At 70.9% G+C, this 12489-nt stretch carries 7 protein-coding genes; 3 read left to right on the plus strand and 4 right to left on the minus strand.

The features are described from left to right. Positions 1-57: 57 nt before the first annotated feature. From mfd to ABT114_RS21085, 3 genes are all read right to left on the minus strand, one after another. Positions 58-3591 carry a transcription-repair coupling factor gene (gene mfd / locus ABT114_RS21075; RefSeq protein ID WP_351144329.1) on the minus strand — a complete coding sequence of 1178 codons (3534 nt, stop codon included), beginning with the start codon at positions 3589-3591 and terminating at the stop codon, positions 58-60. Positions 3592-3829: 238 nt separating this feature from the next. After that, positions 3830-6409 (minus strand): ABC transporter permease, encoded by a 2580-nt coding sequence (locus ABT114_RS21080; protein WP_351144330.1) that lies wholly within the window; start codon positions 6407-6409, stop codon positions 3830-3832. Further along, entirely contained in the window at positions 6406-7194 is a 789-nt protein-coding gene (locus tag ABT114_RS21085; protein ID WP_351144331.1) for an ABC transporter ATP-binding protein, read from the minus strand. The genes ABT114_RS21080 and ABT114_RS21085 overlap by 4 nt, the downstream gene beginning before the upstream one ends. Positions 7195-7634: 440 nt before the next feature. Here ABT114_RS21085 and ABT114_RS21090 point away from each other — a divergent pair, with 440 nt between their 5' ends. From ABT114_RS21090 to ABT114_RS21100, 3 genes are all read left to right on the plus strand, one after another. Next, positions 7635-9182 carry an MFS transporter gene (locus ABT114_RS21090; protein WP_502988354.1) on the plus strand — a complete coding sequence of 516 codons (1548 nt, stop codon included), beginning with the start codon at positions 7635-7637 and terminating at the stop codon, positions 9180-9182. A gap of 175 nt (positions 9183-9357) precedes the next feature. Next, positions 9358-9798 (plus strand): DUF485 domain-containing protein, encoded by a 441-nt coding sequence (locus ABT114_RS21095; RefSeq protein WP_351144332.1) that lies wholly within the window; start codon positions 9358-9360, stop codon positions 9796-9798. Next, on the plus strand, positions 9795-11405 hold the full coding sequence (locus tag ABT114_RS21100; RefSeq protein ID WP_351144333.1) for a sodium/solute symporter: 1611 nt from the start codon (positions 9795-9797) through the stop codon (positions 11403-11405). Before ABT114_RS21095 ends, ABT114_RS21100 begins: the two co-directional genes overlap by 4 nt. A gap of 91 nt (positions 11406-11496) precedes the next feature. On the opposite strand, the gene ABT114_RS21105 is transcribed toward ABT114_RS21100, so the two are convergent. Further along, positions 11497-12381, minus strand: coding sequence for a coiled-coil domain-containing protein (locus tag ABT114_RS21105; protein ID WP_351144334.1), 885 nt, complete (start codon positions 12379-12381; stop codon positions 11497-11499). Positions 12382-12489: the final 108 nt, after the last annotated feature.

Genomic DNA, 12489 nt, shown 5'->3' on the forward strand with positions numbered 1-12489 from the left:
CCGCATGCCTCCGCGTTCCCGCGCGCCGCCCGTGCGCTGCCCGCGCGCGGGCGGACGTCACGACCCCAGGATCGACGCCAGGAACTCTCCGACCCATCCGAGCAGTTCCCGCCCGACCAGCGGCTTCCCGCCGACCTTCGCGGTCTTCGGGCGGGGTACCAGGATCTGGTGGACGGCCGGCTTGATGACGGTGCCGGGGTACAGCCGCTTGAGGCGCAGTTCCTGCGACTCGCGCAACTCCACCGGCGCGAAGCGGATGTTGTTGCCCTGGAGCACGATCTCGCCGACGCCGCACGCGCGCGCGAGCATGCGCAGGCCCGCCACCAGGAGCAGGTTCTCCACGGGCTCGGGCAACTTGCCGTAGCGGTCGACGAGTTCCTCGCGGACCGCCTTGACGTCCGCCTCCGAGTTGGCGGAGGCGATCGCGCGGTACGCCTGCAGGCGCAGCCGCTCGCCCGGCGCGTAGTCGTGCGGGACGTGGGCGTCGACGGGCAGCTCGATCTTGACCTCGAGCGGCGGCTCCTCCTCGATCCCGCCCGTCTCCAGCTGCCGCCGGTAATCGGCCACCGCCTCGCCGACCATCCGCACGTACAGGTCGAAGCCGACGCCCGCGATATGGCCGGACTGCTCGCCGCCGAGAAGGTTTCCGGCGCCGCGGATCTCCAGGTCCTTCATCGCCACGTACATGCCCGCGCCCATCTCCGTGTGCTGGGCGATCGTCGCCAGCCGCTCGTGGGCCGTCTCCGTCAGCGGCTTCTCCGGCGGGTACAGGAAGTACGAGTAACCGCGCTCACGGCCACGGCCCACCCGGCCGCGCAGCTGGTGCAGCTGGGACAGGCCGAAGGTGTCGCCGCGCTCCACGATCAGCGTGTTGGCGTTGGAGATGTCGATGCCGGACTCGACGATCGTCGTCGAGACGAGCACGTCGAACTTCTTCTCCCAGAAGTCGACGACGACCTGCTCCAGCGCCTGCTCCGACATCTGGCCGTGGGCGGTGGCGATGCGCGCCTCGGGCACGATCTCGCGCAGCCGGGCCGCCGCGCGGTCGATCGACTCGACCCGGTTGTGGATGTAGAAGACCTGGCCCTCGCGCAGCAGTTCGCGGCGGATCGCGGCGCCGATCTGCTTCTCCTCGTACGGGCCGACGAAGGTGAGCACCGGGTGGCGCTCCTCCGGCGGGGTGGTGATCGTCGACATCTCGCGGATGCCGGTGACCGCCATCTCCAGGGTGCGCGGGATCGGGGTCGCGGACATCGTCAGCACGTCGACGTTCGCGCGCAGCTTCTTCAGCTGCTCCTTGTGCTCGACGCCGAAGCGCTGTTCCTCGTCGACGATGACCAGACCGAGGTCCTTGAACTTCGTCTCCGACGAGAACAGCCGGTGGGTGCCGATGACGACGTCCACCGAGCCCTCCCGCAGGCCCTCCAGGGCGGCCTTCGCCTCCGTGTCCGTCTGGAAGCGGGACAGGGCACGGACGTTCACCGGGAACTGCGAGTACCGCTCGCTGAACGTGCCGAAGTGCTGCTGCACCAGCAGCGTCGTCGGCACGAGGACGGCCACCTGCTTGCCGTCCTGGACGGCCTTGAAGGCGGCGCGGACGGCGATCTCCGTCTTGCCGTAGCCGACGTCGCCGCAGATCAGGCGGTCCATCGGGACCGTCTTCTCCATGTCGTCCTTGACCTCGGCGATGGTGGTGAGCTGGTCGGGGGTCTCCGCGTACGGGAAGGCGTCCTCCAGCTCGCGCTGCCAGGGGGTGTCGGTGCCGAAGGCGTGGCCGGGCGCGGCCATGCGCGCGCTGTACAGCTTGATCAGGTCGGCGGCGATCTCCTTGACCGCCTTCTTCGCGCGTGCCTTCGTCTTGGTCCAGTCGGCGCCGCCGAGCCGGTGCAGGGTGGGCGCCTCACCGCCGACGTACTTGGTGATCTGCTCCAGCTGGTCGGTGGGGATGTAGAGGCGGTCGCCGGGCTGGCCGCGCTTGGCGGGGGCGTACTCCACCACCAGGTACTCGCGGGTGGCGCCCTGCACGGTGCGCTGCACCATCTCGATGTAGCGGCCGACGCCGTGCTGCTCGTGGACGATGTAGTCGCCCGCCTCCAGGGTCAGCGGGTCGATGGTCTTCCTGCGGCGCGCGGGCATGCGGGCGCCGTCCTTGCCGGCCGCCTTCTGGCCGGACAGGTCGGTCTCCGTCAGCACGGCCAGCTTCAGCTCCGGGTCGACGAAGCCGTAGTCGATCGAGCCGCAGGCGACGTGCACGACGGACGGGGAGATCTCGTCGAGTTCCGCGTCGAGGCGGGCCGCGACGCCCTCCCCGCCGAGCACCTCGACCGTACGGGCGGCCGGGCCGTGGGCCTCGGTGACGAAGACCGTGCGCCAGCCGTCGGCGAGCCAGCCCTTGGTGTCGGCGAGGGCCCTGGCCGTGTCCCCGCGGTACGTCTCGGGCGCGTGCATGCCGAGCTTGAGGGTGTCGGCATCCGACTCGTCGTCCGCCGCGAACGGCGACACCGACCACCACATCGTCTCCAGCTCGCGGGCCCGGTCGCGGACGTCCGCGATGGACCACAGGGAGGCCGCGCCGACGTCGATGGGCGCCTCGCCGCCGCCGGCGGTGGCCGCCCAGGAGGCCTGGAGGAACTCCTGCGAGGTCGCCACGAGGTCGGCGGCACGCGTGCGGACCCGCTCCGGGTCGCACACCACGGCCATGGCGCCCTTCGGCAGGACGTCCAGGAGCAGTTCCATGTCGTCGACGAGGACGGGGGCGAGGGACTCCATGCCCTCGACCGCGATGCCCTCGGCGATCTTGCCGAGGAGTTCGCCGAGCTCGGGGTGCTCTTCGGCGAGGGCACGCGCGCGTGCGCGTACGTCGTCCGTGAGCAGCAGCTCGCGGCACGGCGGGGCCCACAGGCCGTGTTCGGCGACCTCCAGGGAGCGCTGGTCGGCGACCTTGAAGTAGCGGATCTCCTCGACGTCGTCGCCCCAGAACTCGATGCGCAGAGGGTGTTCCTCGGTGGGCGGGAAGACGTCCAGGATGCCGCCGCGGACGGCGAACTCGCCGCGCTTCTCGACCAGCTCGACGCGGGAGTACGCGGCGGCGGCCAAGGCTTCCACGACCTCGTTCAGATCAGCCGTCTGACCGGTCCGCAGCGCCACCGGCTCCAGGTCGCCCAGGCCCTTGACCTGCGGCTGGAGCACCGAGCGCACCGGGGCTACGACGACGGAGACCGGGCCGGTCTCGGGGTCGTCGGCGCGCGGGTGGGCGAGGCGGCGCAGGACGGCGAGGCGGCGGCCCACGGTGTCGCTGCGCGGGCTGAGCCGCTCGTGCGGGAGCGTCTCCCAGGACGGGTACTCCGCGATGCCGTCCGGCGGCAGCAGGGAGCGCAGGGCGGCCGCCAGGTCCTCCGCCTCGCGTCCGGTCGCCGTCACCGCCAGCACGGTGCGGCCGGTCTCGCGGGCGAGCGCGGCGATGGCGAGGGGGCGGGCGGCCGGAGGACCGACGAGGTCGACATGCATCCGGTTGCCGTCGGCAGCCGCCTTGATCGCTTCCGCGAGGGCAGTGTCCTTGACCAGGGCGTCGAGCAGACCGTGCAGGCTCATGGAGGGGCGCTTTCCGTCCGGGGTGGGCAACACGAAGGGCCCGACGCGTGTGACGGGCCGGGGGTGTCCAGAGTACGACGGTGTGGCGCTGTGTGCCGGGGCTGTGGATAACCGTGCCGGTGCCGGACGCCGGGTGAGTGAAACGTGCCCGGCGCCGAGGAGTCCCCCAGGACTCCTCGGCGCCGGGCCGTCCCCCGCAACCCCCCTATGTGGTGGCCACTCAGCCGCTGCTCCGTCGCTACTCCGTCGCGATCGCGTTCAGCACGTTCATGCGCCCCGCCCGGAACGCCGGCACGAGCGCCGCGAACAGGCCCACGAAGGCCGAGCCGATGAAGACACCGGTGATCGTCGGCCACGGGATGTCCAGGACGTTCAGGCCCTGCAGAGCCAGCAGCTTCTGGGCGGTCGCCCCCCAGCCCATACCCAGCCCCAGGCCCAGCAGGGCGCCGAAGAGGGCGATGACGACGGACTCCATGCGGATCATGCGGCGCAGCTGGCGGCGCGAGAGGCCGATCGCCCGCATGAGACCGATCTCCCGGGTCCGCTCGACCACGGACAGGGCGAGGGTGTTCACCACACCCAGGACCGCGACGATGATCGCGAGCGCCAGCAGGCCGTAGATCATGTTCAGCAGCTGGCCGATCTGGTCCTTCAGGGCCTGCTTGTAGTCGCTCTGGTCACGGACGGTGTACTGCGGGTAGTCGTGCAGCGCCGACTTCAGCGACTTGTACGCGGCGTCTTGCCGGCCCTCCTTCGCCGTGGCGAAGACCAGCTCGTCGAGCGGCATCTTCTCGGCGGACACGTACTTCGCGACCGTCGAGATGGAGGCGTACATCGCACCCTTGTCGATGACGACGTCGTCGCTGGTGATCGCGCGGACCGTGAGCGACGCGGTGGTGCCGTCCTTGAAGGCGACGTCGACCTTCGAGCCCAGCTTGATGCCGTGGTCCTTGGCGAAGCCCTCGAAGACGGACATCGAGTCGGGGCGGTAGGCGTCCGAGAGGTTGCCCGCCACCGTCTTGGTGCGGAGGTCCGTCGCGTAGGTCGGGTCGGCCGCGTTGATGGTCTCCTTCGCCGACGTCTTGCCGTCCGGGGTCCTCAGGTCGGCGTCCAGCACCTTGTACTCCGTGACGCTCTCCAGCCCCGGCGTCGACTTCACCGCCTGCACGGCCTGCGGGGTGATCTGCTGACCGTTGTCGTTCTGGATGATGAAGTCCGTACCCACGGTCTTGTCGAGCTCGTCCGTGGCGGAGGCGACCATCGAGGAGCCGACCACCGACAGGCACGCCACCAGCGCGAGGCCGATCATCAGGGCGGCGCCCGTGGCCCCCGTACGGCGCGGGTTGCGCAGGGCGTTGCGCTCGGCCATGCGGCCGACGGGGCCGAAGGCCCGCAGGAGTACGGCGCCCAGGACGCGCACCACGCCACTCGCGAGCAGCGGGCCGATCACGACGAAGCCGAGCAGGGACAGCACCACGCCGAGGCCGAGCCAGAGCGAGCCTTCCTTGGCCTTGTCGGCCGCGGCCGCGAGGTAGAGGGCGTAGCCGCCGGCGCCGGTGAGCACCGTGCCCAGCAGGGCCCGTACCCGGCCCGCCCTGGCGTCGGCGGGGGCGCCCGCGTCGCGCAGCGCGGCCATCGGGGAGACCTTGCCGGCGCGCCGAGCGGGGAGGTAGGCGGCCAGGACCGTGACCACCACGCCGAGCAGGAGGCCGATCGCGGGGGTCGTCCAGGCGACGGTCAGGTCGTCCGTCGACAGGTTCATGCCCATCTGGCCCATGAGCTTCATCAGGCCGATCGCGATGCCGACGCCCGCGCCGACGCCGAGCACGGAGCCGACGACACCGAGCAGCAGCGCCTCGACCAGCACCGAGCGGTTGACCTGCTTGCGGCTGGAGCCGATCGCCCGCATGAGGCCGATCTCGCGGGTGCGCTGGGCGACCAGCATCGAGAAGGTGTTGATGATCAGGAAGATGCCGACGAGGAAGGCGATCCCGGCGAAGCCGAGCATCGCGTACTTCATGACGTTCATGAACTCGCCGACGCTCTTCTGGTTGGCGTCGGCGGTCTCCTTGGCGGTCTGCACCTTGTAGGCGCCGCCGAGCTCGGCCGTCACGTTCTTCTTCAGCTGGGCGTCGCTGACCCCGGCGGCGGCGGTGACGTTGACGTTCGTGTAGACGCCGGTCTGCCCGACGAGCGCCGCCTGGGCGGTCTTCGTGTCCAGGTAGAAGATCGCGGCACCGGGGTTGGTGACGGTGAAGGCGGCGACGCCGGAGATCTTCGCGGTGTGCGTGCCGACCGCGCTGATCACGCCGATCTCGTCACCGAGCTTCAGATGGTGCTTGTCGGCGGTGTCCGCGTCGACCATGACCTGGCCGGAGCCCTCGGGCGCCGTACCGGACGTGATCTTCATGGTGCGGGCGTCGTTGCTGTTCCAGCTGCCGACGATGGTCGGGGCGCCGCTGGACGGCGAGAGGTTGTCCTTGTCGGCGTCGACGACGGTGACGGCGCTCGAGAAGACGGTCCCCTCCGCCGACTTCACGCCCTGCGCCTGGCGCACCTTGCCCAGCACGGAGGCCGGCACGACCGGCGGCTTGCCGTTGGCGGAGGTCGTCTCACCGCTGTCGGAGGCGCTCTTCGCGCTGACCGTCACGTCGGAGGAGGTGGCGGCGAACAGCTTGTCGAACGTGGTGTTCATCGTGTCGGTGAAGACGAGAGTGCCGCAGACGAACGCCACCGACAGCAGGACGGCGACGGCCGACAGGGCCATGCGCCCCTTGTGCGCGAAGAAGTTGCGCATCGAGGTCTTCAGGACGGTCATGACGTGCGCCCCCGGGCGTCGAAGTCCTTCATGCGGTCGAGGACGGTGTCGGCGGTCGGCTTGTACATCTCGTCGACGATCCGGCCGTCGGCGAGGTACAGCACACGGTCGGCGTACGAGGCGGCCACCGGGTCGTGCGTGACCATCACGATCGTCTGGCCCAGCTCGTCCACGGAGCGGCGCAGGAAGCCCAGCACCTCCGCACCCGCACGGGAGTCGAGGTTTCCGGTCGGCTCGTCACCGAAGATGATCTCGGGGCGGGCGGCCAGGGCGCGGGCCACGGCGACGCGCTGCTGCTGGCCGCCGGAGAGCTGGGTGGGCCGGTGCTTGAGCCGCCCGGCGAGACCGACGGTCTCCACGACCCGGTCCAGCCACGCCTTGTCCGGCTTCCGCCCGGCGATGTCCATGGGCAGGGTGATGTTCTCGAGGGCGTTGAGCGTCGGCAGCAGGTTGAACGCCTGGAAGATGAAGCCGATCCGGTCCCGGCGCAGCTGCGTGAGCTTCTTGTCCTTCAGGCCGGTGATCTCGGTCTCGTCCAGGTGGATCTGCCCGCTCGTCACGGTGTCGAGCCCGGCGAGGCAGTGCATCAGCGTGGACTTGCCGGAACCCGAAGGGCCCATGATCGCGGTGAACTGACCGCGTGCGATGTCCACGTCGACGTGGTCGAGGGCGACGACACGGGTCTCCCCGGACCCGTACGCCTTGACGACCTGCCGCGCCCGCGCGGCAACGGCCGTTCGCCCGCCAGTACCCCCGTGCCTGGTGATGGTCACAGCCGATGTCACGGTATATCTCCTATGTCGGTCAGCAGTTGGGACGCACCGATCCCTGAGGGGCCGTGTGCGATGGGTCCGTGCGCGCTGGTTCCTGCGTGTGCGCCTCGGTACGTCACTCAGTCTGTCGGCGGGAGAGGGTGCACCGCGCTGGTGCTCGGCACCCTCTTTCCGGGGGGTTAACCCCACCCTCCGGCGGTGGCGGTGGGGCGCCCCGACGGCGTAAAGCCAGATTAAGGACAGCGCGGGGCCCGTCTCCTCCTCCGGCGGTACGAACCCTCCCCGAGCCTTAGTACGGAGATACCCCTAGGGGTGGTCCACCGTCAGGTGGAGATGCCCTCGGGGGTCCGCTCCACCCGTCGGCGCGATCACTCTCCGCCCTGCCGCCGCGTCAGGTTCAAGTGGGAAGCTGTCGTACGGGATAGCTGCAAGGGGCACGGGGAGGGCATCCGGTGGGCGATACGGGCAGCACGGGCAGTGCAGGCGGTACGGGTAGTACGGGCGGTACGGCGCCCGCGATACGCGACACCGCACAGCGCACCGCCACCGGGAGACGGGGCGCGGTGGTCGCCGCGCTCATGCTCTCCATGGCACTGGCGGCCCTCGACTCCACCATCGTCTCCACGGCCGTACCGCAGATCGTCGGCGACCTCGGTGGCTTCTCCGTCTTCTCCTGGCTGTTCTCCGGCTATCTGCTCGCGGTGACGGTCACCCTCCCGGTCTACGGCAAGCTCTCCGACACCTTCGGCCGCAAGCCGGTGCTGGTGGCCGGCGCGGCCGTCTTCCTGCTGGGCTCCCTGCTGTGCGCACTCGCCTGGAACATGGGAGCGCTGATCGCCTTCCGTATCCTGCAGGGCCTGGGCGGCGGGGCGTTGCAGGGCACGGTGCAGACCCTCGCGGCCGACCTCTATCCGCTGGAGGAGCGTCCGAAGATCCAGTCCAAGCTCTCCACCGTGTGGGCGGTGTCGGCGGTCGCGGGCCCGGGTCTCGGCGGGGTGCTGGCGGCGTACGCCGACTGGCGCTGGATCTTCCTCGTCAACCTGCCCATCGGCGCCGTGGCGCTATGGCTGATCGTCCGTCATCTGCACGAGCCGCAGCGGGAGCGGCACGCACGCGCGCGTGTCGACTGGGCGGGCGCGCTGGCGGTGTTCGCGTGCGGCGGCGTACTGCTGGCTGCGCTGGTGCAGGGCGGGGTGGCCTGGCCATGGCTGTCGGCGCCGTCGATCGCCCTGTTCGGTACGGGACTCGCCCTGGTCGGCCTGGTCGTGGTGATCGAACGCCGGGCGGCCGAGCCCATCATCCCGGGGTGGGTGTGGCGCCGCCGTACGATCGCGGCGGTGAACCTCGCGCTGGGCGCGCTGGGCCTGCTGATGGTGGCGCCGAGCGTCTTCCTGCCCACGTACGCGCAGTCGGTGCTGGGCCTGGCACCGGTCGCCGCCGGATTCGTGCTCTCCGTATGGACGTTGAGCTGGCCGCTGTCGGCCGCGCTCAGCCAGCACGTCTACCGGCGGATCGGATTCCGCAACACCTCGATGCTGGGCATCGGCGCGGCGACCCTGATCCTGCTCGCGTTCCCCTTCCTGCCCTACCCCGGCGCGGCCTGGCAACCGACCCTGCTGATGCTGCTGCTCGGCGCCGCGCTGGGACTCTTCCAGCTCCCCCTCATCGTCGGCGTGCAGTCGACGGTCGGCTGGGCGGAACGCGGCACGACCACCGCCTCCGTCCTCTTCTGCCGGCAGACGGGCCAGACGATCGGCGCGTCGGTCTTCGGCGCGGTCGCCAACGGGGTGCTGGCGGCACGTCTGGGCGGCGCGGGCGACCTGGACTCCGTCACCCGGGGCCTGGACGGAGGTACGGCGCCGGAGGCCACACGGCGGGCCATCGCGGACGCCGTGCACGCGGTGTACCTCGGCGCGTCCTGCGCCGCCGCGCTCGCCTTCCTGGTGCTGCTGTTCGTGGCACCGCGCCGCTTTCCGGTACTGCACGGCTCCGGCGACTGAGCCCCACCAGGGTCAACGCGGGTAACACCCCAGGTCGGCCCAGCAAGCGCATACCGACCGCTCAGTTTGGTGAAAAGCCCGCGCACAGGAAACGGCCCGAGTAGCGTGCGTGACCCGCACCCCCCATCTCCCTGCGGTCCGCCGCCACGGACCCGAGCCACGCAAGGAGCCCGGGATGACCCACGACCCGTTCTCGTCGTACCCGTACCCACACCCGCGCCCGCGTCCACAGCACCAGCCGTCTCCCGCCACCTACCCGTGGCAGCCGCCACCGGCGCCCGCCCCACGCCGCCGGCCGCGCCGCGAGGCGCTCGGACACCACAGCGACCTGCGGATCCTGCGCGGCGCCTACCGCCGGCAACGGCGCGTGGCCACGCTCACCGCACTCGGCTACTTCACGCTCTTCCTGCTGCTGTCCGCCCTGGCACCGTCGTTCATGACGAGCACGGTGGCCGACGGCCTGCCCGCGGGCCTGCTGCTCGCCCTGCTCCAGCTCCCCGTCACCTGCCTGGCGATCGCGCTCTACGAACACACCGCCCGCCGCCACGTCGACCCCCTCGCGGACCGCATCCGCAAACTCGCCGAGCTGGACGCCAAGCGGGGAGCCGGCCGATGACCGAGTTCAGCGGCAGCGCCCAGAACATGTCCCTGATCGCCTTCACGGTCGTAGCCACCATCACCCTGCTGCTGTGCGTGATGACCGGCCCGGACAACGACGACCTCGACGAGTTCTACACCGGCTACGGCTCCCTCTCCCCCATGCGCAACGGCCTCGCGATCGCCGGCGACTACATCTCCGCGGCGACCGTACTGGGCACCGGCGGAGTGATCGCCCTGTGCGGCTACGACGGGATCGTGCTCGCGCTGAGCACGGCACTGTCGCTGATGCTGCTGATGTTCCTGCTGGCCGAACCCCTGCGCAACGCGGGCCGGTTCACCATGGGTGACGCGCTCGCCCGCCGGATGCCCGGACGGGCCGTACGGATGGCGGCGTGCGGGGTGACCCTCGCCGCGCTGCTGCCGATGATGCTGGTGCAGCTCGCCGGCACCGGCCAGCTGCTCGCCTTCATGCTCGGCTTCTCCGGCGACTCGCTGAAGACGGCCTGCGTCCTGGGACTGGGCGCGCTGATGATCAGCTACGCGGCGATCGGCGGCATGAAGGGCACCGCCCTGATCCAGATCCTGAAGATCGTGATGCTGCTCGGCTCGGGCGCCGTGGTGTCCGTACTGATCCTGCACCGCTTCGACTGGAACCCGGGAGCACTGTTCGACACGGCGGCGAAGCAGAGCGGGGTCGGTGCCGCCTTCCTGCACTCCGGGCTGGAGTTCGCGGGCGGCCCGTACCCCCGCGTCGACATGATCACGTCCCAGTTGTCGGTGGTACTGGGCTGCGCCTGCCTGCCCCACATCACCATGCGCATGTACACCGCCTCCAGCGCCCGCCAGGTGCGCCGTTCGATGTCCTGGGCGGTGTCGGGCGTGGCCCTGTTCGTCCTCGTCATCACCGTCGTCGGCTTCGGCGCGACCGCGCTGATCGGCCGTGCGGTGATCGCGCAGGCGGACCCGCAGGGCAACACGGCCTACCTGCTGGGCTCGCGCGCGGCCTTCGGCCCCGGCCTCTCGACAGCGGAGACACTGCTGTTCACGACCGTCACCACGGCGATCTTCCTGACGGTGCTCGCCTCCGTCGCCGGGATGATCCTCGCCTGCGCCAACTCCCTCGCCCACGACGTGTTCGCGGCCCGCGTACGGGAGATGACACCCCGCCGCGAAATGCTGCTGGCCCGCGTCTCGGCCCTGGCGGTCGGCGTCCCGGCGGTCCTGCTGGCCACCCAGGTCCAGCACCGCAGCCTCCAGCCCCTGGTCACCCTCTCCTTCTGCCTGGGTGCCTCGGCCATCGCCCCCGCCCTGGTCTACAGCCTCTTCTGGCGCCGCTACACCCGAACCGGCCTGCTGTGCACCCTCATCGGCGGCTCGCTCTCGGTCCTGCTGCTGATGCCCGGCACGAACCTGGTCTCGGGCTCGCCCGTATCCGCCTTCCCCGAGGCCGACTTCAACTGGCTGCCGTTCACCACGACCGGCCTGGTCACCATCCCGCTGGGCTTCGCCCTCGGCTGGCTGGGCACGGTCGCCTCGGGCCGCCGACAGGCGCAGGAGCAGCGCCGGCAGTACGAGGCGGTGGAGGGCTGGATTCTGGCGGGGGCGGTGCGCAGGAACGGGTGAGGGGGAGGTGAGGGGGCGAGGCGAGGTGAGGGGCCGAGGTGAGCGCGTGAGCTGAGGGTGTGGATCCGCGGGCGGGGAAGGGGCTTCGGTGCTATTCCACCGATGCCCGGCCTGTCAGGTCGGCGAGGCTGCTGCGCACATGATCCATGTGGGCGCGTACGTCGTCCCACCGCTCCCCGTGATCGCGCAGCACCTGTTCCGTCTCCCGCGCGATCCGGTCCGCCTGCGCTTGGGCCTGAACCAGCAACTCGGCCGCGCGCGCCTGCGCGTCCTCCTGCAGGCCGTGCACCGACTCGGCGTCGGCGAGCGCCTGCTTCGCCTCGACGACGGCGGCCTCGGCGCGCGCGACCAGGTGGGCGTGGTGCGCGTCGAGCGCGTCCGCGCGTTCGACCGCCTCGCGCTCCGCCTCGGCCCACCGCTCGGCGTGCTCCTTCGTCTGTTCGGCGAGCTTCCCGGAGGTGCGCTGGCGCATCTCGCGCAGTGCGGACAGGACCTCGCCGCGGGACTCCTTCACCTCACGCCGGGTGGTGATCCGGATCTCGTCGACTTCGGCGCGTGCCGCGAGCAGCCGCTGGCGGGCGCGTTCTTCGGCTTCCGCGCGGAGCTCGTCCGCGTATTCCTGCGCCGCCTGGCGCACGCCCAGGGCGTGCGCTTCGGCGTGCGTGATGTGCTGCTGCGCTTCGCTCCGGGCGCGCTCCCGCACGGCCGCCGCCTCTTCCTGCGCGAGCTGGAACAGGCGCCGCGCGCGCTCCCCCAGCGCCTCGTACGTCTGCGGAGCGAGCCGCGCGAGCGTCTCGCGCACCGCGGCCGCCTCCGCCTCCATCTCCTTGGCGAGCACGGTGAGACGGGCGGCACGCTCCCAGGCGGCGTCGCGGTTGTGCGAGAGCGCTTCCGCGTACGCCTCGACCTGTTCGGGGCGGTAGCCGCGCCCCCGGACGGTCACAAAGCCGTGCGGCGACACCGATCCGCTGCTCATCCTGGAGCCCCTCTCCACCAAGCACACACGGAATGATGATTTCGCGCATATCTTGATGTATCGGGCGCAAGTGTTCATAACGCGACACTCCGCAGGCACGTCACGGCC

This window comes from Streptomyces sp. NPDC002088 (genome assembly GCF_040296605.1).
Taxonomy (GTDB): Bacteria; Actinomycetota; Actinomycetes; order Streptomycetales; family Streptomycetaceae; genus Streptomyces.